The sequence below is a fragment of the Prochlorococcus marinus str. MIT 9312 genome, assembly GCF_000012645.1.
GTDB classification, from domain to species: Bacteria; Cyanobacteriota; Cyanobacteriia; order PCC-6307; family Cyanobiaceae; genus Prochlorococcus_A; species Prochlorococcus_A marinus_L.
Genome location: NC_007577.1, coordinates 998,900 through 1,024,058 on the forward strand (window position 1 = coordinate 998,900; position 25,159 = coordinate 1,024,058).

Here is a 25,159-nt window from a genome sequence, read left to right on the forward strand (position 1 = left end):
AGAAATAATTTTTTATCTAATTAAAAAATTCATTTATGATTAATCCTCAAGAATCAGTAGATCATTCTAAAAATAGTGATTACAGGACAATTGAGCAAACGATGGAAAAGCTTTCTGACGGGACAAGAAGACTTGCAGCTCAACTAACTACTTCTGCAAGTTTGGATTCTTTATGGAATGTTTTAACAGATTATGATCGATTAAATCTATACATCCCAAATCTACTTTCAAGCAAAAAAATATATCAAAAGAACAATAATGTCCATTTGAAACAAGTTGGGGCACAAGATTTTCTTGGCATGAAATTTTCAGCTGAAGTAACTATAGATTTATTTGAAGATAAAGAGCTTGGCATTTTAAAATTTAATTTGATTAAAGGAGATTTCAGAAAATTTGAAGGTAGTTGGAAAATTCAAAACATTAAAAATACTTCAAAAAATTCGTTAATTTATGATCTTACTGTTCAAGGTTGTCAGTGGATGCCAATCGGCATGATAGAGAAAAGACTAAAAAAAGATCTTTCAGAAAATTTGATTGCCGTAGATAGGCAAGCGAAATCATAAGAAAAATAGTATAAGAGTTTAAATAATAGCCCCAAGGGGATTCGAACCCCTGTCGCCTCCGTGAAAGGGAGGTGTCCTAGGCCTCTAGACGATGGGGCCAGGAAATTAGCATAACAGCTTATTAAAATTAAGAGTAAGGCTAGCCTTTCGTCAAGTAGTGTTGCTCTTTATTTTGTCCTTGCCACACGGGAACCGTAAAATGGAAGCAAGAACCTACACCAATTTCAGATACAACCCATATTCTTCCTCCATGGACTTGTACTATTCTCCTGCATACAGACAACCCAATACCAAATCCTGAGGTTCCTTCAGAAGTCTGTGGCAGCCTAACTCTATCGAGAAAAATTCTTTTCTGTTCGTTCAAAGGAATACCTGCACCTTTGTCACAAATTGTTATTTCTACCCATTGATTTGTCTTATGAATCATTGTAATTTTTATTGATCCATAGTCTTTAGAAAATTTAATAGCATTTTCAATTAAATTTAAAAATACCTGCCTCATTCTTCTTTGATCCGCAAATACACTTGGCAGATCAGATGGAATATCAGTATCAATTTCAATATCCCTCAATCTCCAGAATTTTTCTAATTCGAGTATTGCTTCAGCACTAATGTTACCTAAGTCAATTTTCTGAGGATTAAACAACGCTTCCCATTTTGTTGTTCCAACCTCTAAAAGATCCTGAGATAAGAGTTCAATCTCTTCTAAACGTCTTTTAATAACCTCTTGCAATTTCGCAATGTCTATTTGTCCAAGTTTTTGACTTTGAACAGCCAAAGTTGCAGCAGTCAAGGGAGTTCTTAATTCATGCGCGACCATTCTTAATAATCTTTCCTGAGATTCTATTCTTTTTGTTAAAGTCTCATTTTCTTGTCTTAAAACGAGAAGTTCGTCCTCCAGAAGGTATTCTTTTTGAGTTCTTATGGAATCAATTTTGGATGGTTGCAAATTAATCCCTAGATTTTTTGTTAAGCCTTCCTGGTTCCACCTTGGCAACCATTTCTGCAACTGTGAGAAAATATTACTTCCAGCAAATATTTGCTTTGGAGCTGGAGAAACCTTTATGAGAGCGGGAATAGCAACTAATCTATGTAATTCAAGTAATTCAGGCTGTTCTGTGGGCTCGGAAATCTGAAGAGATATCTCAAAATTACAATCATCTGATTCTAAATAAGCTATCAGAGATTTGATATCACTACTAGAAAGTTGATTTCTAGCTGCTACAAGTATTAATTTAAGCTCTTTTTTATCATTCAAATGATTACCCCTGAAGTGTTGAAAAGCTGTTAATCCTTATAAACACATTAAGATATTTAATTTTATTCTACAGATAAGCTATGAAATAAATAGGTCTTATTTATATATGGTTGCTATTAATCAAAAGAAAAATCTAAATTTTGGCGAAAATAATTCCCCAGAAATTAATTTAAATAGTAATTTAAAAAGATGGTTTTCTAGAAATATTGGATTGTGGAAATCTAATAGAACATATTTTCTTGATGAGGTTCAAAAAACTTATAATCTATGCATGAATATAAACATTCAATCTGTTGAAAGCAAATCTGAATGGGAGTCGCATTATAAATTCACATGGTATCCAGAAAAAGCATATAACTTTTTTGATGAAAATCCGCAATATCAAGAACGAGGAGAAATGCGTGCAATCTTAAAGGGGCATCAACTTATTAGAGAAAGTTTTTATTTAAGTAATGATGAAGGGATTTCAAATATTAAACAAGTCGATGAACACGAAATGATTTTTGAATCTTCTTATAAAGATTGGTATATTGTTGAACATACAAGACTAGTGGATTCTGATAATTATAGATTTAGGGTTATATATTCATGGAACAAAAATAAGCTGAAAATAGTAGAGAATCATCACGAAATAAAAATTATTAAGTAAGATCTTTTTAACTATTAATATTAATAGTTAAAATGTTATCTTGTAGGAAAGATTATCAGTTAATGGGTATTATTTTTCCTTCAAATAGAATTCTTAAATTGTTAAGTATTGGCTTTATTATATCCTTTTCGCTTTCTGAGATTAATGCAATAAATAAACAAATTAAAGCTGAACAAAATTTGATCGCTGCCTCTGAAAAAGATCTTTTCCTATATAGGCAAATGGGGGCATCTTATCTTTGTATAGCTTCAAAAGCTAAGGTAGATTTTGATAAAGGTCTTGGCATTGCCAGTGCTACTTTTGCAAATGTAATAATTGGCAAACATGGTGGTGCTATTAAAGAGTTAGGAAATGAAAAGCTTGACAAAAAAAAATTATATAACGCAGGCACATTTCAAATTGTTGGAAGTGCTCTTAAAATTTGCCCTGAGAGCATTCCAAATAATATCAAAAAAGATTATGAAAAAAGTTTAAAGCAACTTGTAAAGCAAAGTAAAAAATAATTTCGTTAATTATCTGAACATTGAACTAACCGAACTTTCTTCGTGGATTCTCCAAATGGCTTCACCCAACATATTTGCGACAGAAAGGACTTTTAACTGCGGGAAATCATCTTTAACAATAACAGGTATGCTATTGGTAACAATAACTTGTTCGAATAAATCCTTAGTACTTAATCTTTCATAAGAAGGAGGAGAAAATACAGCATGTGAGGCACATGCGAATATTCTATTAGCGCCTTCTTTTTTTAATAAATGAGCTCCAGAACAAATTGTGCCTCCAGTATCTATCATATCGTCTATGAGAATAGCCGTTTTACCTTTAACTTCACCAATAACCGTTAGACTTTCAGCAATATTATGAGCTGATCTCCTTTTATCAATTATAGCCAAAGGTGCATCTTTCATTAATTTTGCAAAGGCTCTTGCTCTAGATACCCCACCTACATCGGGAGAGACAACCACAACTTCCTCTAAATTTAAACTTTCTAAATAATCAATTAATACAGGTGATCCGTAAATATGATCGCACGGTATATCAAAATAACCTTGTATTTGAGCAGAATGCAAATCCATTGCAAGAACTCTATCGACTCCTGACTTCTCTAGTAAATTAGCAGTAAGTTTTGCAGTTATAGATTCTCTTCCTGAAGTCTTTCTATCTGCCCTTGCATATCCAAAATAAGGGATTACGGCCGTTATTTGTCTTGCAGATGCCCTCTTGCAAGCATCAACCATTATCATAAGTTCCATTAAACTATCGTTTACTGGAGCAGATGTAGGTTGAATTAAGAATACATCGCAACCTCTAATAGATTGCTGAATCTGAACATAAAGTTCACCATCAGCAAATCTTTTTGATATCAGAGGTACATTTTCAATCCCTAAGTATGATGCAATTTCTTCAGCTAATTTAGGATTTGTTGTTCCACTTACTAACCTTAATCTACTATTAGTTAGATTAAAATTGGATTCTTTATTCTGCACCGCCGTGATAAAACTTGTCACGAAATTAGCACTATAAAACTATATCTTTATCGTAGTCGGTTATGTGAATTTCGCAAAAGATAATCACTAGATCTGTTCAAAAGTCACAACTCTTAAGCAAAATGTAAACTTAAGTCGATTAAAAATCAGAATTTTTAAAATTAAGTTAAAAAACATTTAGGGTATTATTTGTCAAAAAAAAAAAAAAAGTATATCGTTGAATTTAGAGAATCAATAACAATCTAATTGTAAAGAATCAAAATATAATTAAAAAAATGTCTATTCAAACAGCTCTTAAAAAAAAATCATTAGGTGTACTCATGCATCCTTCATGTATCCCAGGAGGAAGAGTATGTGGAACCTTTGGTAAAGGGGCTAAAGATTGGATAAAAAAGCTTCATAAGCATGGGATCGAATACTGGCAATTTTTACCTCTTACACCAACTGATTCTACTGGGTCTCCATATAGTTCACCATCTAGCTTTGCACTGAATCCATGGTTTCTTGACGTAGATTATTTAATCGAAGAAGGTTTTATCTTCATTTCTAATTTAGAAGAATTAGGACCCTCAAATAAAAATAAGAATCATTTTGATTTTGATATTGCGACTAATTTAACAAAAAAATTAGGTCGCCTCCTTTTGCAAGGTTGGACTTCTCAATCTGAAGAGAGAAAACTTGATTTCAATCAATGGATTAGCAAGAATTCTTGGGTTGAGGATTATGCAACATTTGTTGTTATCAGGGAGGAATTTAATATGTTGCCTTGGTGGCAATGGCCTAAAGAATTTAAAAAAAAAAATAACAAGTTTTTAAAATCATGGATTTATACAAAAAGTGAAGAAATACTTACTAAAAAATTAATACAGTGGCATTTAGATAAGCAATGGAGATCTATTAAAAATTATGCGAAATCATATAATATTAAGTTAATTGGAGATTTACCCTTTTATGTTTCTAGGGACAGCGCCGACGTATGGAGTAATAAATCACTATTTTCAATTTTTAAAAATGGAGATTTAATCTTTCAAAGTGGTGTGCCTCCTGATTATTTTTCATCAACAGGACAATTATGGGGGACCCCAACTTACTTTTGGTCAAAACATAAGAGTACTAATTTCGATTGGTGGAGAAAAAGATTTAAAAGGCAATTTGAACTTGTTGACTTGTTGAGATTAGATCATTTCAGGGGTTTGGCAGGTTACTGGAGAGTCAATGGCAATTCTAAAACAGCAATTTCTGGTAAATGGATAAATTCTCCAGGAAGAACATTATTAAATAAACTAAAAATTGATTTAGGGACTACCTACCTACCAATTATCGCTGAAGATCTAGGAGTAATTACACCTGATGTAGAAAAATTAAGGATAAATTTTGAACTACCTGGCATGAAAATATTACAATTTGCTTTTGATGGAAATGAAGATAACCCATATTTACCCAAGAATATTGACGGAGAAAATTGGGTTGTTTATACAGGCACCCATGACAACTCTACTTCCATCTCATGGTGGGAATGTTTAGAAAATAACTCCAAAAAACTAATAAAAGATGAGTATAAATTTTCGGAAGATCCTTCATGGAGTTTAATAAAAATGGGCATGGAAACAAATGCTAATCTCTTTATCGCTCCAATCCAAGATATATTATCTTTAGATGACTCAAGTAGATTAAATATACCTGGTACTACAAAAAATAACTGGAAATGGAAGTTAAATCGCCCTTTAGGAGAAATAGAAAACAATATTAGAAGATTTAGTGAGCTAGGAAATAATTTTGGCAGGACAAGAAAATAGATATTTTTTTTAAGATTATTTATCAATCATTTTATTTTCAATATTTTGAATCTCAATAACATTTACATTCAAAATAAAGTATCTCTTTAATATAAATATAGTTAGTACTAAAATAAAAAAATACAAAAGAGTTCCCTGCCATGTATTTATAAGGTCGAATTTGCTGACAAGAAAATCCTTTTTTTCATTCTTAAAAGTTTCTTTTTCTCTAATTACTAATTTTACTAATGTATTTTTTTTTAATACTAAGCATTCCTCCAATTTAATTAATATGGATCTTATAAAGGGATACTTAGGTCTAATATTTATATTATTATTTTCAATTGAAATTATTGTTTGTTCAGGAATTTTTGATATTTGTGAGAGTTCTTTTATTGTTAGGTTTTGTTCGATTCTTGCCTGTTTTACTAACTTAGCAATTTCTATATACTGATCAACTACCCCATTACTAAAGTCTTTATTATTTTCAGATTTTTTATTAAATAAAAAAAAGTTTTTCAAAATATACATTCCATATTAGCTAATTTATTAATTCTTTAACTACTTAATCTTATGAGAAAAATAATTAAATTAATTTAATCTTAATCAATTAAAAATAATAAGTAAATTTATTAGATATTAATATAAAAACTAAACTGGAGAAATAATTTTTTGAACTGCACTTTTTGCAATATTCAAAGGGCTAAAAGTATCTCTAATTAAACTTAAGAGTTTTTTCGCATCAGTAAATTCTAATTTGTCATCTTTTATAAGACTTAAAAGAAGATTCTTACGAACTTCCGATCCTTGTTTACCGACAAATAATTTCAACCCAGCATTAGCAACTGGTATAAGATCTGAATTAATATTTTCAGAATCTTTAAATAAAATATTCAATAAACTTTCAACTTTTTCAATTTGAATTCTACCTTTTTTATCAAAAACAACTTCTAGAAGAATTTCTAAAATCTCCTCAGAATTATCGGTAAGTAGTTTTTTGGCAATATAAGGATATGCAATTTTTAAGATTTTAAATTCAGGATCTAGTCTTAGCGCTAATCCTTCTTGACTAACAACTGCCCTTATTATTAATGCAAATCTACTAGGGACCCTAAATGGATAAGAATACATTAGCTTTGAGAATTTATCTGTTACGTTTTTAAGATTAAAATTCCCAACCTCAGCACCTAGAGATCCTCCTAGAACTTCTCTTAATGGTGAAACAAGTTTTTGAAGATCTTGATCTTTGGTTAAAAAACCTAATTTCTGGAAATCTTTTGCAAGAAGATAATATTCTTCATTTATTATGTGAACAATTGCCTTAATGAGAGTAAGTCTATCTGAGTTTGTAATTTCATCCATCATTCCGAAATCCACATAAGCTAAATGACCACAATCTGCATTACCTCCTTTTAGAGCAAACATATTGCCAGGATGTGGGTCGGCATGAAAATATCCATATTCAAATAATTGCTGTAGACCACTGATTACACAAGTTTTTATAAAAGAGGAGGGTATTAAGTTATTTTCCTCCAATAAATACCGATCTCTTAACTTAACTCCATCAATCCAAGAGGTTGTGATAACCCTTTTTGATGAAAACTGTTTTTCAAATTTAGGGATAAAAACATTAGGGTTTTCTTTGAATAAATCTGCAAACTTTAAAGCATTTTCGCCTTCTTTTTCGTAGTCAATTTCATCAAAAAGTGACCTGCCAAATTCATCTATTATTTCTCCAATTCCAACACCAATATTTAATGGTAAAAATGGTGAAAAGAAGGTTGCTAGAAACCTTAAAATTACAACATCTCTTCTTATAAGAAAGTACAAGTTTGGCCTCTGTACTTTCACAGCAAGATAAATATTATTTTTTATTTTTGCTTTGTAAACTTGACCTAAGCTTGCTGAAGCAATAGGACTATCTGGGAACTCATCAAATAATTCATTAGCAGGAGCTCCAAGTTCTTCTTCAATAATTTTTAAAGCAATTTTGTGATCAAATGCTGGGAGATTATCCTGTAAGTTTGCTAGTTCTGTAAGCCAATCTTGTCTAACAAGATCCGGTCTAGTTGAAAGTGCTTGTCCTAATTTTATAAAACAAGGTCCTAAATCAGTTATTACATCAAAAAGATATTTTGAAAGATTTTTTTGTACATTTTTATTTTTACTGTTACCTTGAAAAAGTATTCTTATAAAAAGAAAAATAAAAGTTAAAACGATATATAAAACTCTTGGGATTAAAATCCATGGTCTCAACATCAACCAAACTAAGTCACCTTTTGCTGAATATTTCGAATAAGATCTTGTCATTAAAATCAAAAGATATCAAAGAAGAATTCCATTTAGTTCATTCTATATATGTCAATAATACTTTATGAGCATTTCATCTTTTCTAACTAAAAAGTTTTTCAAGTCATTTTTCTTTCCCGCTCATAACAGAGGGGCAGCTTTACCAAAGAAGTTAGTAAAATTATTAAAAAATCCCCCTGGTTATTGGGACTTGCCGGAACTGCCAGAGATAGGGTCACCACTATCCCAAAGCGGATTAATTGCTAAATCTCAAAGAGAATTCTCTGAAAAATTTGGAGCCAAAGGATGTTTTTATGGAGTTAATGGAGCTTCTGGATTAATACAATCAGCGATAATTGCAATGGCTAATCCAGGCGAAACTATCCTGATGCCCAGAAATGTTCATATAAGTGTTATAAAAACCTGTGCAATGCAGAATATACTTCCAATATTCTTTGACCTGGAATTTTCATCAGAAACAGGGCATTACAAACCAATAACAAAAATCTGGTTGGAAAAAGTATTTAAAAAATTAAATTTCAATGAGAATAAAATTGTAGGGATAATTCTTGTAAGTCCCTCTTATCATGGATATGCAGGAGATTTAGAGCCTTTAATAGATCTTTGTCATCAAAAAAATCTACCTGTTTTAGTTGATGAAGCCCATGGTTCTTATTTCCTTTTTTGTGAAAATCTTAATTTACCAAAATCCGCTTTATCATCAAACGCTGATTTAGTCGTTCAATCATTGCATAAGTCGCTCAATGGTTTAACTCAAACGGCTGTACTCTGGTACAAAGGGGATCTAGTAAATGAATATAATTTAATCAAGAGTATTAATTTGTTGCAAACTACTAGTCCAAGTTCCTTATTACTTTCTTCTTGTGAAGAGTCTATTAAAGACTGGCTTAATAAAAAAAGTTTATCAAAATATCAAAAAAGAATTTCAGAAGCAAAAAGTATTTACAAAAAATTAATGCACAAGAATATTCCTCTCATAGAAACCCAAGACCCCTTAAAAATTGTAGTAAATACCTCTAAGGCTGGAATTGATGGTTTTACTGCTGATAAATTTTTTTATAGAAATGGTCTTATTGCTGAATTACCAGAAATGATGACTCTCACTTTTTGCTTAGGATTTGCAAATCAAAAAGATTTTATTAATTTATTTGAAAATTTGTGGAATAAATTACTATTAAATTCTAATAAATTAAAAAGTTTAGAAGTGCTCCAATCCCCCTTTAAATTAGTTCAAGCACCCGAAATTGAAATTGGAATTGCTTGGAGAAGTGAGACTCGTAGTATTCCTTTCTCACAATCATTAAATAAAATATCTGGAGATATTATTTGCCCTTATCCTCCTGGGATACCTCTACTAGTTCCTGGAGAAAAAATTGATAAAGATAGGTTTAATTGGATAAATAATCAAAGTTTATGCAACAAAGATCTGGTAAATTTTAATATAAGAGTCATATAAGCATAGAAATTTGATATGAGATTAAGAAGCGGATTACTTATAGGAATTTTTGGTTTAATTGTTGTTTTGTTGGGGGGATGGTTTTTTACATTAGCAACAGCTTTGCTTACTTATTTAGCATTATTGGAATTTTTTAGAATGGCAGAATTTAAAGGAATAAAACCAGCTACAAAAACAACATTATTTTCATCTTTCGCTATTATAATTTCGACTTATCTTGAGACCATTGGTTTGCTTGAAGGAGAAATATCAAATTCAATTTTGCCAATCTGTTCAGTTGGGATATGCACTTGGTTGCTTTTGCAACCAAAACCTGGGACAATTTCAGACATTGCCGCCTCTATTTTTGGGTTATTCTATTTAGGTTTTTTACCTAGTTACTGGATTAAGTTAAGGGGATTAGATTCAGTGATAATAAGTTCTAATAATGGTTTTATTTCGTTTGAAAACTTATCAGATACTACAGGTATTCATTTAACTTTAACTTCTTGTTTTTTAATTGTAGCTAGTGATATTGGTTCTTATTTCATTGGGAAGTTATTTGGTAAAACATCTCTTTCTCCAATATCTCCCAGCAAAACTATAGAAGGTTTAATTGGAGGAATATCCTGTTCAATTTTACTTGCAATATTTTTCGCATTTCTACTGAATTGGGAAAAACCATTATTAGTTGGTATCTTGTATGGAATTTTAATTTCTCTTATGGCATTGGTTGGAGATTTAATTGAGTCAATGATGAAGAGAGATGCAAAAATAAAAGATTCCGGAACTTTTTTACCCGGACATGGAGGTATTCTTGACAGAATTGACAGTTACATCTTTACTCCATCTGTTTTATATTATATTTTTATAATTCTCAAATATCTAAATTAATTAAAAATCTTTTATTCCAAAAAATAATCTTGGATAATTTTACTAGATAATGATGGTAGATCGACATGAGGAAGATGACCACAATTTTGCAAGCCTACAAAATTTAATTTTTCAATTTTACTTATATTTTTAATCTCTTTTTTTCCTAGAATGCGATCATTTTCTCCACATAATGTTTTAATAGGGATGTTTTGGATATATTTATGTGTTCCAGCAAACCCTCCACTTTTTGCAAATGATGCAAGTGAATTCCTCCATCCTTTACAACCTAAATGAATTGAAGCAATTTGCTCTTCCATCTCACCAACACATTCATCTGGAAAAGCAAATGCTTGCCTACAAAGACTTTTTCTGACCTGCGGCAATCCAAGAAATGAGGCCCCAATTTGGTTAAGAGGGAAAGGGATACTCTTAGGTTCTCCGAATAATCCAGCCGGGGATAAAAGGATAATTTTATCAATAGAATCAGGAATTTCGAAAGCAAGTTTTAAAGATGTTGAGCCACCCATAGAGGCACCAATAATTTTTAGATTCTTAGTTATTTGTAAGGTCTTAAGAAGATCAATTAAATACGAAATTATTTTCGAGGAATTGTATTCATTTGTTGCGCACCTAGGACTAAAACCAAAACCTAATAGATCAGGAATTATAACTTGGAAATTTCTTTTTAATGATTTATATATTCTCCTAAACTCTAAAAAACTACTATCAAAGCCATGTAGAAGAAGTATAGGTTGACCTTCTCCTCCCATAACCACAGGAAATTTTAAAGAGTTCCAATTTTCATTGAGTTTTATCCACTTAACATCATTTGCCAAATAAAGACCTAATGGGTCTAATAGTGACAATTTGGCACTTTCGAAAAATTCCACATTTAAATTATTTAATTGTTCAAAATGGTTTTTAGTCAAAAAAATGATTATATTTTAATTTTTTGTTGTTCAAAATTTGTAATGACCTCTATTATGTCCTGTTTAAAAATTTCAAAAGGCAAAAAATGAATCTCAGATTTATCTCGACAAGTAAAATCAGCAATTTTCTCTAAATTATTATTTTCAAAAACATTTATTCCAAGTTGTGCAATAGTAGTTGGTAATTTCAATTCTTTCATGAGTACCAATAATTGTTTAATCGATTGATCAGCTAATTTATTATTATTTTTAATTTCTTCTAGTCTTAATTGCAATAATAATCCTACTCCAACAATCTCACCATGTAAGAATTTATTAGGGGTAATTATCTGAGTAATTGCATTATGAATAGCATGTGCTGCGGCAGTCCTACACTTTTCTCCACCAATACCTCCGATTAATCCTGCTGTAAGTCCACAAGCTTCTACAGTATTTCGCCAAGAAGGATTATTTTCGAATTGTCCTTTAAAAGCTTTTTCTCCATCTATTAATAGTTGATCTCTTAAAACTCTTGATATCTGAATCGCTTGTTGAACAAGTCCATCATCTATTGTTGAACTTGTTATTGAGGATTCATACCATTTTGCCAAAGCATCAGCTATGCCACTAGCAAGTGTTCTAGATGGGGCTTTTTGAATAAATTTATGATCATATACTAGGATTCTTGGACAAGATCCTAATGCAACATCCTTTATGAATTGGCCATCTTTTGTATAAATATTCGATAAGGCTGTCCAACCTGCACATGTAGAGGCGCTAAGAGGCACTGTAATACAAGGGATATTAAGACACTCTGCTATATATTTCCCAGAATCTAGAACCTTGCCACCTCCAGCAGCGATAACAGAATCATTATTATTCTTTAAAATGATATTCTTTACTCTTGAAATGTCTTCATAACAACAATCAAATTGTAAATTAGCAGAATTAACAATAAGGTTTTGATTTTTTAAATCATTAAATATTTTATTTCTCAGATTATTTGTATGAATCCCCCTACCTAAAATTAATGGACTTTTGGTTAATTTAGTAATTTGAGGTAAAGCTTTTTCCCAAGCATCTTTCCCCCTAAATACAATTTCTGGAGAAATTAACTGCATATTTGTTTTAATGCCTAAAAGTTAGCACTTGCTAACTCTTGAGAAGACTCTTCAGAAGAAATATTGATTGTAACTTTTTTATTATCGTCTATATCAACTAAAGCCTTGTCTCCATCTTTTATTCTTCCTGAAAGAACTTCTTCAGCCAAACTATCCTCTAATAATCGCATAACAGCTCTTCTTAAGGGTCGTGCTCCATATGAAGGATTATAGCCTTCTTCAACAAGTCTTTCTTTGAAAGCATCAGTTACGCTTAATTTAATGCCCTTATCTTCTAGTCTTGCAAAAACCTCTTGTAACATAATTTCAGCAATTTCTTTAACCTCGTTTTTAGATAGTTGCCTGAATACAATTATTTCATCAAGTCTATTTAAAAATTCAGGTCTGAAGTATTGCTTTAGTTCTTCATTAACTAAAGATTTAATTCTATTGTATTGACTATCTTCAACAGAATCACCAGAAAACTCAAATCCTAAGCCGCCTCCACCTTTCTCAATCACTTTTGAACCAATATTAGAAGTCATTATTAGCAAAGTATTTTTAAAATCTACAGTTCTACCTTTGGAATCTGTTAGTCTACCGTCCTCAAGAAGTTGTAATAACAAATTGAATACATCTGGATGAGCTTTCTCTACTTCATCAAATAAAACAACGGTATAAGGTCTTCTTCTAACCGCCTCAGTAAGTTGACCACCTTCATTAAAACCGACATATCCCGGAGGGGAACCTATAAGTTTACTAACAGTATGTCTTTCCATAAATTCTGACATATCTAATCTAATCATGGCTTCTTCGCTACCGAAGAAGTAGGAAGCTAATGATTTAGTCAATTCAGTTTTTCCTACACCAGTAGGTCCTGAAAAGATAAAACTTGCGATGGGCCTATTTGGATTTTTTAAACCAACTCTTGCTCTTCTGATAGCTCTAGAAACAGCTTTTACAGCTTCATCTTGTCCAATTAGCCTTTGGTGAAGTGTTTCCTCCATATTGAGTAGCTTGACTGATTCAGTTTCAGTTAATTTTTGAACAGGTACACCAGTCCAAGATGCAACAATATGTGCTACGTCCTCTTCATTAACCATAGGGTTTTGTAAAAGTTTTGAATCATTTTTTACTGAGTTTGTATCAACACTAGATTCATCCTCAGTTGTAGATTCTTTTTTATTTTCAAGAACCTCTTTAATTTTTGCAGATAATTCGATCTCCTTTTCTCTTAATTGGCCAGCTTGATCAAAATTTTGATCTCTGACAGATTCTTCCTTTTGTTTTTGAATTTGTCTCAGTTCTTTGTCTATTTGTTTTGCTTCAGGTGGAAGTTTAGAGTTTATTAAACGTACTCTACTTCCTGCCTCATCGATAAGGTCTATAGCTTTATCGGGCAAGAACCTATCGGATATATATCGATCTCCTAGGTGCGCTGCAGCTTCTAAAGCTTCATCAGTAATTTTTAAGCGATGATGTTGTTCATAACGTTCTCGAAGACCTTTTAAGATTTCGATCGTATCTTCAATAGATGGTTCACCAACCATTACAGGTTGGAATCTTCTCTCTAGAGCGGCATCTCTTTCAATATGTTTTCTATATTCATCGAGTGTTGTTGCTCCAATACATTGGAGTTCTCCTCGGGCTAAGGCTGGCTTCAGAATATTTGCTGCATCTATAGCACCTTCAGCAGCTCCAGCACCAATTAAAGTATGCACTTCATCTATAACAAGTATTACATTACCGGCAGATTTAATTTCTTCCATTATCTTTTTCAATCTTTCCTCAAATTCTCCTCTATATTTTGTTCCAGCGACCAAGAGTCCTATATCAAGAGTTAAAACTCTTTTATCTTCAAGTATGTCAGGAATATCTCCTAGCTGTATTCTTTGAGCTAAACCCTCTGCAATAGCAGTTTTACCTACGCCAGGTTCACCGATAAGAACGGGATTATTTTTAGTCCTTCTACCTAATATTTGGACTACGCGATCTATTTCTGCATAACGGCCAACTACTGGATCGAGTTTTGATTCACTAGCAAGCTTTGTTAAATTTGTTCCAAATTCATCAAGAGTTGCCGTTTTTAAATTACCCTTGCTTGAATTAGCTCCACTTCCGACTTCAGCTGTTTCACCAAGCATCCTTATGACTTGAGTTCTCACTTTAGTGAGATCAATACTTAGATTTTCTAGCACCCTTGCAGCTACGCCCTCACCTTCTCTTATTAAACCCAGTAAAAGATGTTCAGTCCCTATATAATTATGACCCAATTGACGCGCTTCTTCAAGAGATAATTCTAAGACTCTTTTCGCCCTAGGGGTAAAGGGTATTTCTACAGCTACAAATCCTGAACCTCTACCAATTATTTTTTCTACTTCTATTCTTGAATCTTTTAAATTGACACCTAGTGATTTAAGAACCTTTGCCGCAACTCCTGTACCCTCACCAATTAGACCTAATAAAATCTGTTCTGTTCCAACGAAATTATGACCAAGTCTTCTCGCTTCCTCTTGGGCAAGCATAATGACTTTTATAGCCTTTTCTGTAAACCTTTCAAACATTAGAAGATTAAAATCCTACTAATAACCTACCAGTAATATGTCAATTTTGTGTTCAGAATGAGCTTTTGTGAATACCCAAAAGTATATTTTATTGAATTAAATTTAACTTTTTTAATGATATAGCAATAAATTATAGTAATTTCAAGCATTCTGGTTATCCGCACAATTAAATTTTTAAATTATTTGGTTGTTAATTTTTTTTCTTTTAATAAAGCATCTGAACCGTCTTTATAATAATTTCTTCTTATTCCTACAGTACAAAAATCAAATCTACTATAAAATTTCTCAGCCACGACATTAGTCTGGGAGACTTCTAAAAATAATTTATTTATATTTAATTTTTCACATTGTTTTATTAAATAGCTCATAAGGTAAGATCCAAAACCTCTTTCCCTATATTTCTGATTTACTACAAAAAAATTTATTTGCGCTTCATCAAGAACCACATGAAAAACACATATCCCTATTACTAAATTTGACAGTAATAACCCAAAGACTTTTATACCTTCTTTTTTAAATTCGTTAGCCCATTGCTTTTTACTCCACAAAGAAATTGTATTTGAATCTAATTCATAACATAAATCAATATCTTTCTCATTTATATCTTTAATGGATATCATTTTATAATAAATATAAAACTTAAAAAATTTGAAATTAAAGTCATTATATATATGACAATTTTAGAATAACTCTACTTGAAATTCTCCCATGGAAGAAAAAAAATCCTTTTTAAAAAAAAAGATTGACCTCAAAAGTCCTAATAAAAATATTGTACCTATTACTACAACCATTGGAAATGATGGGAAGTTATCAGTTGGTGGATGTTCTATTGAAGAATTAGTTAAAAAATATGATTCTCCTCTTTATATATTGGATGAAATCACTTTAAGAAACTCATGTAGAGCTTACAAAAATGCCTTGGAAAAATATTACCCAGGGAAATCTCTGCCAATATATGCCTCGAAGGCAAATAGTTCTATCTTTATGAGTAACCTTGTTTCCTCAGAAGGATTAGGACTTGATGCGGTTTCAGAAGGAGAACTATTAACTGCTCTTAAAGGTGGGGTACCAAATGAAAAAATTGTTTTTCATGGTAACAATAAATCAGACAAAGAGATAGAGTTTGCAGTTAGAAATAATATTCAAGTAATTGTAGATAATGATTATGACTTAGAAAGATTAGAGGGCATTTCAAATTCATTTAATCGTGATTTAGAAATAATGATTCGCTTTACTCCCGGAATAGAATGCCATACACATGAATACATAAGAACGGGATCATTTGATAGCAAATTTGGTTTCGGAATTGAATATTTAAATATTTTATTTGACAGAATCAATAATACAAAACATTTAAAATTAAAAGGATTACATGCTCATATTGGTTCCCAGATTTTTGAATTAGACCCACACAAGGATCTGGGAGAAATAATGGTAAATGTTATTTTAGATGCCAAAAAATTTGGCCATAATATTCAAAAATTGAATCTAGGTGGAGGTTTAGGTATTAAATATACAGAGAATGACGATCCTCCTTCAATTGATGAATGGGTAAAAACAATTTCCACATCCGTTGTTAAAGCTTGTAAAAAACACAATTTAGATTTACCTACATTGATGTGTGAGCCTGGAAGATCTATCGTATCTACAGCAGGAATAACAATTTACAAAATAGGTGCCTTTAAAGAAATCCCCGGGATCAGAACGTATTTGTCAGTTGATGGTGGCATGAGTGACAATCCAAGACCAATAACATATCAATCGAATTATTCTGCATGTTTGGTAAGTAATCCCTTTAATATTAATTCCAAAAATAAATATACTATTGCTGGCAAGCACTGCGAATCAGGAGATGTATTGTTTAAGGAAATAGAACTAGCAGATTGCAAAACAGGAGATCTTATATGTGTTTTTGGTACTGGTGCATACAATAATTCAATGAGTTCTAACTACAACAGAATTCCAAGACCTGCCGCTCTCTTAGTTTGTAATGGTGAAGCAGAAATCATTCAAAAAAGAGAAAGTCCATTTGATCTTTTAAAATATGATGTCTTGCCTGATCGCTTTCTCAAACAAAATTAGGTACATTTAAATTAAATTTGTTTTTAATGTGAATTTCTGGGGGATTATAAATTTAAAGCTTTTATTAGATGTTTTATTCGCTGTCGGTTTCGGACTTTTATTATTTTCTAGAGTAAAAGAACAGCGGACATTATGGCTTTTAAGGGGATATTTATTTTTAGTCTCATCCGCATGGTTTATTCAAAGATATGCATATCTTCCATTAACATCAAAATTAATTGATGCTGTAGTTCTAGCTTGCTCTCTCTCTTTAGCAATTCTTTGGCAAGGAGAGCTAAGAAGATTAATGGAATTATTAGGCACTGGCAGGTTAGCTGTATTACTAGGAAATCCAACAAAGGAATTTAGGGCAACATCCACTACTATTACTCAGTTAGTTGATACTGCAGGTAAACTTTCTCAGAATAGGAGAGGTGCTTTAATCGTTGTGGATTTGGGGAGTGATTTAAGGCCTGAAGATTTTTTATATTCAGGTACAAATATTCAGGCACAATTATCAACTGACCTTTTAATAAATCTTTTTGCAACAGATACGCCTTTACACGATGGAGCAGTTCTTGTGAAAGGTAACAAAATAATATCTGCTGGTGTAATACTTCCGCTCTCAAGACAAGGAATCAGCAGATACGGCACAAGACATTTAGCTGCATTGGGAATTACAGAAAGATTTGACAGGTGTATTTGCATTGTTGTTTCTGAAGAAACAGGTACATTATCATTAGCAAACCAAGGGAAACTTGAAAGACCAATTACCAGTAGTAGATTACAAGAACTTCTTGTAAATTTAATAGGGAATCAAAACTCAATAGGAATAAATAAAACATCTTTAAGTAAAAATGCTTTGTCCCAAAAGACAAATCCAAGTGATATTATTAGTGATATCAATGAAGAAGAGTCCAATAAATCAGAAATCATTACCGCCAAAAAGGATTAACTAATGAGTTTAGAGAAAATAATAGACAATAAAAATAATGACTTATCCATTAAAATAGATAAGCAAAAAGTGCCAAAACATGTAGCAATAATTATGGACGGCAATGGGAGATGGGCGACTAGAAAAGGTTTACCCCGATCATTTGGACATAAACAGGGCGTTAGTGTATTAAAAAAAATCCTCAAAGCTGCCAAAAATTTAGGTTGTAAGGTAATTACTGTTTATGCTTTTTCAACTGAGAATTGGACAAGACCAACAAAAGAAGTTAATTTTCTTATAAATCTATTTAGCGAAGTTTTAAAAAACGAAATTAAAGAGATACATGAAGAATCAACAAAAATAAAATTTATTGGAGATTTAACTCCTTTCCCAAAAAATTTAAAAGAAATAATCTCTAGTTCAGAATCACTTACTAAAAACAACAATAAATTTTTATTCAATGTTTGTGTTAATTACGGCGGTAGACAAGAAATCGTAAAAGTTGCAAAAGAACTAGCATTAAAATCTTCTTCTGGGGAAATAAAACCAAGTGAAATTAATGAAGAATTATTTAATTCAGAACTATTAACTGGAGGGATAAAGGATCCAGAATTACTAATAAGAACTAGTGGCGAAAAAAGGATCAGTAATTTTCTTTTATGGCAATTAGCATATTCAGAAATTTATATATCTGACGTACTTTGGCCAGAGTTCAATGAGCATGAATTTCTTAAAGCAATAATTGATTACCAATCAAGAAATAGACGTTTCGGCGGTATAGAATCATTACCAAATGAATCTTTTGAAGATTCTCAATATTCTATCTAATAAAAAATGCCTAATTCGAATAATCAGTTATTAAAAGAAATTAGGTTCGATTGGAATAAAGAGGAGATATTGGAAATACTTGATATGCCTCTTATTGATTTAATGTGGGAATCACAAACTGTTCACAGGAAATTTAACAAATACAACATTCAATTAGCATCTTTGTTCAGCGTAAAAACTGGTGGATGTGAGGAAAATTGTTCGTACTGTAGCCAATCAATTTATAGTGCTAGCGAAATCAAAAGTCATCCACAATTTCAAGTTGAGGAGGTTATGGCAAGAGCTAAAATAGCAAAAAATGAGGGCGCAGATAGATTTTGTATGGGTTGGGCGTGGAGAGAAATTAGAGATGGGAAATCTTTTAATGCAATGTTAGAGATGGTTAGCGGTGTAAGAGATTTAGGGATGGAAGCATGCGTTACTGCTGGGATGCTTACAGAAGAACAAGCTTCCAGGCTGGCTGATGCAGGTTTGACCGCTTATAACCACAATCTTGATACTAGTCCTGAGCATTATAAAAATATTATTACTACTAGAACTTATCAAGATAGACTAGATACTATAAAAAGAGTAAGGAATGCAGGAATAAATGTTTGTTGTGGAGGGATAATAGGCTTGGGTGAAACTAATGGCGATAGAGCATCCCTTTTGGAAGTACTTTCAAACATGAATCCACACCCTGAAAGTGTTCCTATAAATTCATTAGTAGCTATTGAAGGTACTGGTTTAGAAGATAATCAAGAAATTGATTCGATTGAAATGATAAGGATGATAGCTACGGCAAGAATTCTTATGCCTAAAAGTAAAATAAGATTAAGTGCAGGGCGAGAGAAGCTTTCAAAAGAAGCCCAAATTTTATGTTTTCAATGTGGGGCAAATTCAATTTTCTATGGAGATGAGTTACTCACAACTTCAAATCCATCATTTCAATCAGACAGAAAACTTCTTAAAGAGGTAGGAGTATCATTTAACAAAGATTTTGAAACTCGTGAAAAAACATTATTTTCTTTATGAAAGGCAAAAATTATAAAATAGTTTCTCTTTACTCTTTCTTCCCATTTCAAGAAAACTTAATTATTGATCTAAAAAGTAAATTATTAGAAATCGGATATGAAAACGATCTTTCAGGATTATTAATTTTTGCAAGTGAGGGCATTAATGGAACTATTTGTGCTGAGAAAAATGTAATTGATATTGTGATCAATTTACTTAATAAATATGCAGATAATAGAAATTTAAATATTAAAGTAAACTTTTCAAAAAAGAAAGTCTTCAAAAAATTAAAAATAAAAATCAAGAAAGAAATAGTTACCATGGGTGTCCCTGAAATAAACCCTTCAGAAAATAATGGGACCTATATTGACTCAGCTAATTGGAATAAGTTAATTAAAAATCAAAATACAATAGTCATTGATACTAGAAATCATTATGAGGTTTCTGTAGGTACATTTCAGAACTCTATAAACCCAAATACAAGAAACTTTAGCGAATTCCCCAAGTGGGTAGATGATCAATTAGATACCCATTTAGAAAATAAAGAGTCTACAAATATAGCAATGTTTTGTACCGGAGGAATAAGATGTGAAAAAGCTACTAGTTTGCTTAAAAAGAAAGGTTATAAAAATATTTATCACCTACAAGGGGGCATCCTTCAATACCTAGATGATATACCAAAAGAAAAAAACTTATTTGAAGGTGAATGTTATGTTTTTGATAAAAGAGTTGCTTTAGATCAAGAATTAGAAAAAGGCTCCTACTCAATTTGTCATGCATGTGGAATGCCAGTTTCAATTCAAGATCAAGAAAGAAAAGAATATAGAAAGGGTATCCAATGTCATTTCTGCATAGACCAATTCAGTGATGATGATAGGAAAAGATTTGAAGAAAGACAAAAACAAATCGATAGATTAAAAGTGGGAAATCATAAAATCTTTAAGGACTAATTTTCAAAATCATGAAAGTTGAAGAATTAGAAAAATTAGCAGGTAACATTGGATTATTAATTAAAATTCAAGTTAGAGAAACTCTGGGATTATGTTTCTTTAGAATCGTTATAGCAGAACAGAAAGATAACATAATTAAGATTTGGGCAGAAATGAAAGGTTGGACTTATTTAAATAAACAAGGTATTCAGCTTGATACATTAAGAATCCTTAGTAAGGCTCCTGCTTTTGTTTCGGAATTAATATGGGCAACAACAATGGCTTGGGCAATTGAAAAAAAATCAAGCAACAAAGTAAGACTTTTAGCTATTTTTGATAGTGAAGGATATAGTAAAAAACTTGTAAGATATTTCAAGTTAATAGGATTCAAAATTGTAAAAGAAGTTGGTTCTAGCCCAGTAGATCTTTTATTAAGATTGGTTTGGGGAGGTGCAGGTACACTTATGAACGGGGAATGTATTTCCATATTGAAAAAATTTGAAAAGAAACTCTCTTTAATTGAAAAAAGTTAACCCGCATGATAACTGCTTCTAACTAAAGGGCCAGAAGATACTTTTTTGAATCCTAATTCCTTAGAGAAGCGATATAAATATTCAAACTCTGATGGATCCCAATATTTCTTAACTTCCAAATGATTGAATGAGGGCCTTAAATATTGGCCAATTGTAATTTGATCACAATCTATTTTTTTAAGATCATGAATTGTATTTTTTATTTCATCCAATGTTTCACCAAGACCTAACATAATGCCTGATTTAGTTTGAATATGAGGAGCAATATCTTTTGACTTTTTTAGTAAACTAAGGGATTTTTTGTAATTTGCACCCCTCCTAACTTCTTTTTGCAGTCTTTCAACAGTTTCAAGGTTATGATTAAAGCATATTGGATCTTTTTCTAAAATCATCTTCAATCTCTCAGTCTGAAGGTTATTAGTTTCATCAAAATTTTTGCCCCCACCCCATAAATCAGGAGTTAAAACCTCTATTTTAATTGTTGAATCAATTTTTCTGATCTCATCAATTGTAGATATAAATAAATTTGCACCATGATCAGGGAGATCGTCTCTAGCTACAGATGTCAAAACAACATATTTTAAATTTAGTACTTTCACTGCTTCAGCGACTTGAGTACATTCATCAATATTGACAGAACTAGGTCTACCTTTATTTACCTGACAAAAAGCACATGAACGAGAACATATCGATCCACCCAGTAAGAAAGTGGCTGTTCCTGAGGCATAACATTCTGCTCTATTAGGACATCTTGCTTCTTCACAAATAGTATGAAAATTTGATTTTTTGATGAGTGTTTGTATTTTTTCGAATTCTGAAGCTTTACTAATAGGAAATTTAATCCAAGAGGGAAGTCTTAAGATTTTTTCTTTCTTGATTAGATTATTGTCTCTCATTGTCTAATTAAGTTTTGTTCTTCCTTCTAACGCCCTTGCAAGTGTAACTTCATCTACATATTCAAGTTCACTGCCCATTGGTAGGCCATATGCAATCCTCGTAACTTTAGTAAAAGGAGCTAACAATTTTCCAATATAAAGACTTGTTGTATCTCCCTCAACACTGGGGGTCAATGCCAATATGATCTCATCTATTTCAGATTTACTAACTCTTTCTACCAAACTTCTTATTTCTAAGAGTTCGGGACCAACAGAATCCATTGGAGATATTAAACCACCAATAACATGGTAAACACCTTTAAATTCTCTGGCGCGCTCCAAAGCAAGCAAATCTTTAGTTTCTGCTACTACACAGATTAGTTTTTGATTTCTTTCAGTATTTTTACAAATTTCACATTCATCTTCTGAAGTAAAATTGAAACATTTTTTGCAACGACCAACATTACTATGTGCTTCTAACAGAGCCTTTGAAAAATCTCTTATTGTACTTTCAGGTTGTTTTAAAACAAACAGGGCTAATCGTTGCGCTGTTCTTGGACCAATCCCTGGGAATTTCTCAAAATGACCAATTAATTTTGAAAGCGGTTTGGTATAAGTAATCAAAATTAAACTATTTCTAGGGATAATTTAGACGCAAAATTATGAATTGCCATAATTGTTTGCTTTTAATGTCTTATTATGTTTTTAATTAGTAATTTCAAACAAAATGAAAAATATTAAATTTAACCCTTTCAAATATTTATTTTTGATTTTTTTGTGTTTAACACTTAGTGCTTGTAGTGGCGGACTCAATGCGGGATTAGAAGCTTATCAAAGTCCAGATGGAAGATATGCCTTTTTGTATCCAACAGGATGGACGAGAGTAAAAGTCGATGGAGGACCTGAAATTATTTATCATGACTTAATAAATAGTAATGAGACCTTAAGTTTAGTTATTTCTGATGTAAATAAAGAGGTTCAATTAGAGCAATTAGGAAGCCCAAGTGAAGTAGGTCAAACATTAATTGATAAAGTAATTGCTCCCGAAGGTTCAGGTAGAAATGTAAAACTTATAAATGCCAATCAGAGGGAGGCATCCAATCATATTTTCTATGATTTAGAGTATGAATTAAATTTAAATGAAAAGGCCAGACACGAATTAGCTACTGTCGTAATTGATAGAGGAACACTTTACACTTTTGCTGTGGGAACAAATGAAGAGAGATGGAATAAAGTTGACGGCATGTTTAGTAATGTAATTGAGTCATTTAAATTTTTAATATAGTTTAGAAATTCTATACTAGATTCCTAATTGAACAATCCACAAATCAGCATATATTTTGTTCTGATCTAATAGTTTTTCATGTTTTCCACTTTCAACTATTTTACCCTTATCAATAACAATAATATTATCCGCATTTTTTATAGTGCTTAATCTATGAGCTATTACTATAGTGGTTCTTTCTTTTGTAATTTTAGATAATGATTTTTGAATTAAAGCCTCTGTTTCATTATCAACTGAGGCCGTAGCCTCATCTAATATTAATATTGGAGCATCCTTTAAAACAGCTCTAGCCAAGGCAATTCTTTGGCGTTGACCTCCTGAGAGCCTTTGCCCCCTTTCTCCTACTATAGTTTTATAACCATCTGGCAATTGTTCAATAAATTTATGAGCTTCAGCAATCTTTGACGCTTTAATGATATCTTTAAAACTTGGGTTAATTGAGCCATAAGCAATATTTTCTTGTACGCTGCCATGAAATAAATAAGTTTCTTGACTTACTAAAGATATGCACTTTCTTAAATTCCTCAAATTTATTTCTTTAATAGAAATGTCATCCAAGGTTATTGAGCCATTATTACTATCATAAATCCTAAGAAGAAGTTTTATTATTGTACTTTTCCCAGAACCTGTTAAACCAACAATTCCTAATGTTGAGTTTTTTTCAATTTTGAAATTTATGTTTTTTAAAGTTAAATCTCGTCCAGGATAATTAAAATTTACATTATTAAAAATAATTTCTCCTTTAATATCTTTAGGTTCAATTTTTATTTTCCCATCTTTTATTTTTATAGGTGTATCTATGAGATCAATTACTCTATCTATTGATGCCATAGATCTCTGAAAATCATCTAAAACATGTCCCAAAGTAGTTAGAGGCCATAATAGTCTTTGTGTAATAAATACTAAGAAACTATAAGTACCTACATTAAGTGTCTTATTCCAAGTTTGGAAACCTCCAATTAGTAGAATTGCTATAAAGGCAAATAATATTGCAAATCTTATAAGAGGGATAAAAGCTGAAGATAATTTTATCGCAGCCTTATTACTTCTTTGATAAGCGAGACTTTCTTTATTTAATCTATTTAGTTCCCATTTTTCCTTAGTAAAACTTTTAATGGTCAGAATTCCACTTAAATTATTATTAAGTCTTGATGCCAACAGCCCAGCTTTATTTCTTACATCTCTGTATTTTGGAGCGAGCTTCCTTTGAAATTTAATTGATCCTAAAAATATGATTGGAATAGGAAAGAAAGCAAACAAAGCAATTTTTGGGGCAACAAAAATCATAGTGCCCCCAATTATTAACACAGTTATAAATAACTGAATAATCTGATTAGCCCCTTGGTCTAGAAATCTCTCGAGTTGATTTATATCATCATTCAAAATAGATAATAGTCTTCCAGTATTATCATTTTCAAAAAAATCCATATCTAATTCCTGTATATGCTCATAAGCTTTTATTCTTAGTTTATGTTGCGATAGCTGAGCCAAATTTCTCCATAAAATCGAATATAAATATTCAAAAGAAGATTCACCAGACCAAACTATTCCTGATGCAAATGCAAGAAAAATTAATTGTGCTGGAACTGCTTTTATCCCAAAACCAGAAATCCATGAATTCTGTTCTTTTACAACGATATCCACTGCAAGACCAATTATTACAGGGGGGGCTAAATCTAATATTTTATTAATTATGGAACTAAAAAAAGCAAAAAATAGTAATCTTCTTTCTTCAATAAGATTCAAATAAAGTCTAATTATTGGATTTTGATTGTTCTTAGACCTCATAAGATCGC

General features: G+C 31.5%; 24 protein-coding genes and 1 tRNA gene. 13 read left to right on the top strand and 12 right to left on the bottom strand.

The genetic code is table 11. The features are described 5' to 3' along the window. Window positions 1–35: 35 nt before the first annotated feature. Window positions 36–563, top strand: coding sequence for an SRPBCC family protein (locus PMT9312_RS05595; RefSeq protein WP_011376637.1), 528 nt, complete (start codon window positions 36–38; stop codon window positions 561–563). Between the two features lie 26 nt (window positions 564–589). On the opposite strand, the gene PMT9312_RS05600 is transcribed toward PMT9312_RS05595, so the two are convergent. Continuing rightward, window positions 590–662 (bottom strand) — tRNA-Glu (locus tag PMT9312_RS05600). Window positions 663–702: 40 nt separating this feature from the next. Beyond that, complete coding sequence (locus PMT9312_RS05605) at window positions 703–1,821, bottom strand: histidine kinase (RefSeq protein ID WP_011376638.1); 1,119 nt, start codon at window positions 1,819–1,821, stop codon at window positions 703–705. Between the two features lie 106 nt (window positions 1,822–1,927). On the opposite strand from PMT9312_RS05605, the gene PMT9312_RS05610 reads away from it, so the two are divergent. After that, window positions 1,928–2,470, top strand: coding sequence for a hypothetical protein (locus PMT9312_RS05610; protein ID WP_011376639.1), 543 nt, complete (start codon window positions 1,928–1,930; stop codon window positions 2,468–2,470). Window positions 2,471–2,532: 62 nt separating this feature from the next. Further along, on the top strand, window positions 2,533–2,973 hold the full coding sequence (locus tag PMT9312_RS05615) for a hypothetical protein (protein WP_036923949.1): 441 nt from the start codon (window positions 2,533–2,535) through the stop codon (window positions 2,971–2,973). Window positions 2,974–2,982: 9 nt separating this feature from the next. On the opposite strand, the gene PMT9312_RS05620 is transcribed toward PMT9312_RS05615, so the two are convergent. Continuing rightward, window positions 2,983–3,978, bottom strand: coding sequence for a ribose-phosphate pyrophosphokinase (locus tag PMT9312_RS05620; RefSeq protein WP_011376641.1), 996 nt, complete (start codon window positions 3,976–3,978; stop codon window positions 2,983–2,985). Window positions 3,979–4,232: 254 nt separating this feature from the next. Here PMT9312_RS05620 and malQ point away from each other — a divergent pair, with 254 nt between their 5' ends. Then, window positions 4,233–5,753, top strand: coding sequence for a 4-alpha-glucanotransferase (gene malQ, locus PMT9312_RS05625; RefSeq protein WP_011376642.1), 1,521 nt, complete (start codon window positions 4,233–4,235; stop codon window positions 5,751–5,753). Window positions 5,754–5,768: 15 nt separating this feature from the next. Here malQ and PMT9312_RS05630 read toward each other — a convergent pair whose 3' ends face one another. Next, on the bottom strand, window positions 5,769–6,263 hold the full coding sequence (locus PMT9312_RS05630; RefSeq protein ID WP_011376643.1) for a helix-turn-helix domain-containing protein: 495 nt from the start codon (window positions 6,261–6,263) through the stop codon (window positions 5,769–5,771). Window positions 6,264–6,383: 120 nt separating this feature from the next. Beyond that, window positions 6,384–8,042 (bottom strand): ABC1 kinase family protein, encoded by a 1,659-nt coding sequence (locus PMT9312_RS05635; RefSeq protein WP_011376644.1) that lies wholly within the window; start codon window positions 8,040–8,042, stop codon window positions 6,384–6,386. Between the two features lie 64 nt (window positions 8,043–8,106). Between PMT9312_RS05635 and PMT9312_RS05640 the strand changes: the two genes are divergently transcribed. Together PMT9312_RS05640 and PMT9312_RS05645 are read left to right on the top strand one after the other, a co-directional pair. Continuing rightward, window positions 8,107–9,498 (top strand): aminotransferase class I/II-fold pyridoxal phosphate-dependent enzyme, encoded by a 1,392-nt coding sequence (locus tag PMT9312_RS05640; protein WP_011376645.1) that lies wholly within the window; start codon window positions 8,107–8,109, stop codon window positions 9,496–9,498. Window positions 9,499–9,513: 15 nt separating this feature from the next. Further along, window positions 9,514–10,371 (top strand): phosphatidate cytidylyltransferase, encoded by an 858-nt coding sequence (locus PMT9312_RS05645; RefSeq protein WP_011376646.1) that lies wholly within the window; start codon window positions 9,514–9,516, stop codon window positions 10,369–10,371. An 11-nt stretch (window positions 10,372–10,382) separates the two neighbouring features. Here the strand turns inward: PMT9312_RS05645 and PMT9312_RS05650 are convergent, their stop codons facing one another. The 4 genes from PMT9312_RS05650 to rimI form a co-directional block, all read right to left on the bottom strand. Next, window positions 10,383–11,282 carry an alpha/beta fold hydrolase gene (locus tag PMT9312_RS05650; protein WP_011376647.1) on the bottom strand — a complete coding sequence of 300 codons (900 nt, stop codon included), beginning with the start codon at window positions 11,280–11,282 and terminating at the stop codon, window positions 10,383–10,385. A gap of 8 nt (window positions 11,283–11,290) precedes the next feature. After that, entirely contained in the window at window positions 11,291–12,382 is a 1,092-nt protein-coding gene (locus tag PMT9312_RS05655; protein WP_011376648.1) for an iron-containing alcohol dehydrogenase, read from the bottom strand. Between the two features lie 14 nt (window positions 12,383–12,396). Further along, entirely contained in the window at window positions 12,397–14,925 is a 2,529-nt protein-coding gene (locus PMT9312_RS05660; RefSeq protein WP_011376649.1) for an ATP-dependent Clp protease ATP-binding subunit, read from the bottom strand. 179 nt (window positions 14,926–15,104) lie between these two features. Then, on the bottom strand, window positions 15,105–15,545 hold the full coding sequence (gene rimI / locus PMT9312_RS05665) for a ribosomal protein S18-alanine N-acetyltransferase (protein ID WP_011376650.1): 441 nt from the start codon (window positions 15,543–15,545) through the stop codon (window positions 15,105–15,107). A gap of 88 nt (window positions 15,546–15,633) precedes the next feature. On the opposite strand from rimI, the gene lysA reads away from it, so the two are divergent. From lysA to PMT9312_RS05695, 6 genes are read left to right on the top strand one after another with little or no spacing between them, the layout of a single operon-like run. Further along, window positions 15,634–17,007: a diaminopimelate decarboxylase gene (lysA, locus tag PMT9312_RS05670; protein WP_011376651.1), complete on the top strand. Its 1,374-nt coding sequence runs from the start codon at window positions 15,634–15,636 to the stop codon at window positions 17,005–17,007. A 28-nt stretch (window positions 17,008–17,035) separates the two neighbouring features. After that, entirely contained in the window at window positions 17,036–17,941 is a 906-nt protein-coding gene (gene cdaA, locus PMT9312_RS05675; RefSeq protein WP_011376652.1) for a diadenylate cyclase CdaA, read from the top strand. Between the two features lie 3 nt (window positions 17,942–17,944). Beyond that, window positions 17,945–18,748: an isoprenyl transferase gene (locus tag PMT9312_RS05680; RefSeq protein ID WP_011376653.1), complete on the top strand. Its 804-nt coding sequence runs from the start codon at window positions 17,945–17,947 to the stop codon at window positions 18,746–18,748. A gap of 6 nt (window positions 18,749–18,754) precedes the next feature. Beyond that, the gene (gene bioB, locus PMT9312_RS05685) at window positions 18,755–19,762 is read left to right on the top strand and encodes a biotin synthase BioB (RefSeq protein ID WP_011376654.1); all 1,008 of its coding nucleotides are present in this window, start codon (window positions 18,755–18,757) and stop codon (window positions 19,760–19,762) included. Beyond that, window positions 19,759–20,691, top strand: coding sequence for a rhodanese-related sulfurtransferase (locus PMT9312_RS05690; RefSeq protein WP_011376655.1), 933 nt, complete (start codon window positions 19,759–19,761; stop codon window positions 20,689–20,691). Before bioB ends, PMT9312_RS05690 begins: the two co-directional genes overlap by 4 nt. An 11-nt stretch (window positions 20,692–20,702) precedes the next feature. Continuing rightward, complete coding sequence (locus PMT9312_RS05695) at window positions 20,703–21,203, top strand: hypothetical protein (protein ID WP_011376656.1); 501 nt, start codon at window positions 20,703–20,705, stop codon at window positions 21,201–21,203. Here PMT9312_RS05695 and lipA read toward each other — a convergent pair. Together lipA and recR are read right to left on the bottom strand one after the other, a co-directional pair. Beyond that, a complete protein-coding gene (gene lipA / locus PMT9312_RS05700; protein WP_011376657.1) occupies window positions 21,200–22,099 on the bottom strand; it encodes a lipoyl synthase in 900 nt (299 codons plus the stop codon). The genes PMT9312_RS05695 and lipA overlap by 4 nt on opposite strands. A gap of 3 nt (window positions 22,100–22,102) precedes the next feature. Next, on the bottom strand, window positions 22,103–22,702 hold the full coding sequence (gene recR / locus PMT9312_RS05705; protein WP_011376658.1) for a recombination mediator RecR: 600 nt from the start codon (window positions 22,700–22,702) through the stop codon (window positions 22,103–22,105). A 103-nt stretch (window positions 22,703–22,805) separates the two neighbouring features. On the opposite strand from recR, the gene psbP reads away from it, so the two are divergent. After that, window positions 22,806–23,363 carry a photosystem II reaction center PsbP gene (psbP, locus tag PMT9312_RS05710; protein WP_011376659.1) on the top strand — a complete coding sequence of 186 codons (558 nt, stop codon included), beginning with the start codon at window positions 22,806–22,808 and terminating at the stop codon, window positions 23,361–23,363. A 15-nt stretch (window positions 23,364–23,378) separates the two neighbouring features. On the opposite strand, the gene PMT9312_RS05715 is transcribed toward psbP, so the two are convergent. Next, on the bottom strand, window positions 23,379–25,151 hold the full coding sequence (locus tag PMT9312_RS05715) for an ABC transporter ATP-binding protein (RefSeq protein ID WP_011376660.1): 1,773 nt from the start codon (window positions 25,149–25,151) through the stop codon (window positions 23,379–23,381). Window positions 25,152–25,159 lie beyond the last annotated feature (8 nt).

Excerpts from the sequence above, each read along its gene's own strand:
- PMT9312_RS05655 (WP_011376648.1), bottom strand. The coding sequence starts at position 12,382 with ATGCAGTTAATTTCTCCAGAAATTGTATTTAGGGGGAAAGATGCTTGG.
- bioB (WP_011376654.1), top strand. The coding sequence starts at position 18,755 with ATGCCTAATTCGAATAATCAGTTATTAAAAGAAATTAGGTTCGATTGG.
- PMT9312_RS05615 (WP_036923949.1), top strand. The coding sequence starts at position 2,533 with ATGGGTATTATTTTTCCTTCAAATAGAATTCTTAAATTGTTAAGTATT.
- PMT9312_RS05640 (WP_011376645.1), top strand. The coding sequence starts at position 8,107 with ATGAGCATTTCATCTTTTCTAACTAAAAAGTTTTTCAAGTCATTTTTC.
- PMT9312_RS05680 (WP_011376653.1), top strand. The coding sequence starts at position 17,945 with ATGAGTTTAGAGAAAATAATAGACAATAAAAATAATGACTTATCCATT.
- PMT9312_RS05610 (WP_011376639.1), top strand. The coding sequence starts at position 1,928 with ATGGTTGCTATTAATCAAAAGAAAAATCTAAATTTTGGCGAAAATAAT.
- PMT9312_RS05715 (WP_011376660.1), bottom strand. The coding sequence starts at position 25,151 with ATGAGGTCTAAGAACAATCAAAATCCAATAATTAGACTTTATTTGAAT.
- PMT9312_RS05635 (WP_011376644.1), bottom strand. The coding sequence starts at position 8,042 with ATGACAAGATCTTATTCGAAATATTCAGCAAAAGGTGACTTAGTTTGG.
- PMT9312_RS05660 (WP_011376649.1), bottom strand. The coding sequence starts at position 14,925 with ATGTTTGAAAGGTTTACAGAAAAGGCTATAAAAGTCATTATGCTTGCC.
- psbP (WP_011376659.1), top strand. The coding sequence starts at position 22,806 with ATGAAAAATATTAAATTTAACCCTTTCAAATATTTATTTTTGATTTTT.
- PMT9312_RS05690 (WP_011376655.1), top strand. The coding sequence starts at position 19,759 with ATGAAAGGCAAAAATTATAAAATAGTTTCTCTTTACTCTTTCTTCCCA.
- lipA (WP_011376657.1), bottom strand. The coding sequence starts at position 22,099 with ATGAGAGACAATAATCTAATCAAGAAAGAAAAAATCTTAAGACTTCCC.
- rimI (WP_011376650.1), bottom strand. The coding sequence starts at position 15,545 with ATGATATCCATTAAAGATATAAATGAGAAAGATATTGATTTATGTTAT.
- PMT9312_RS05595 (WP_011376637.1), top strand. The coding sequence starts at position 36 with ATGATTAATCCTCAAGAATCAGTAGATCATTCTAAAAATAGTGATTAC.
- lysA (WP_011376651.1), top strand. The coding sequence starts at position 15,634 with ATGGAAGAAAAAAAATCCTTTTTAAAAAAAAAGATTGACCTCAAAAGT.
- PMT9312_RS05695 (WP_011376656.1), top strand. The coding sequence starts at position 20,703 with ATGAAAGTTGAAGAATTAGAAAAATTAGCAGGTAACATTGGATTATTA.
- PMT9312_RS05630 (WP_011376643.1), bottom strand. The coding sequence starts at position 6,263 with ATGTATATTTTGAAAAACTTTTTTTTATTTAATAAAAAATCTGAAAAT.
- PMT9312_RS05645 (WP_011376646.1), top strand. The coding sequence starts at position 9,514 with ATGAGATTAAGAAGCGGATTACTTATAGGAATTTTTGGTTTAATTGTT.
- malQ (WP_011376642.1), top strand. The coding sequence starts at position 4,233 with ATGTCTATTCAAACAGCTCTTAAAAAAAAATCATTAGGTGTACTCATG.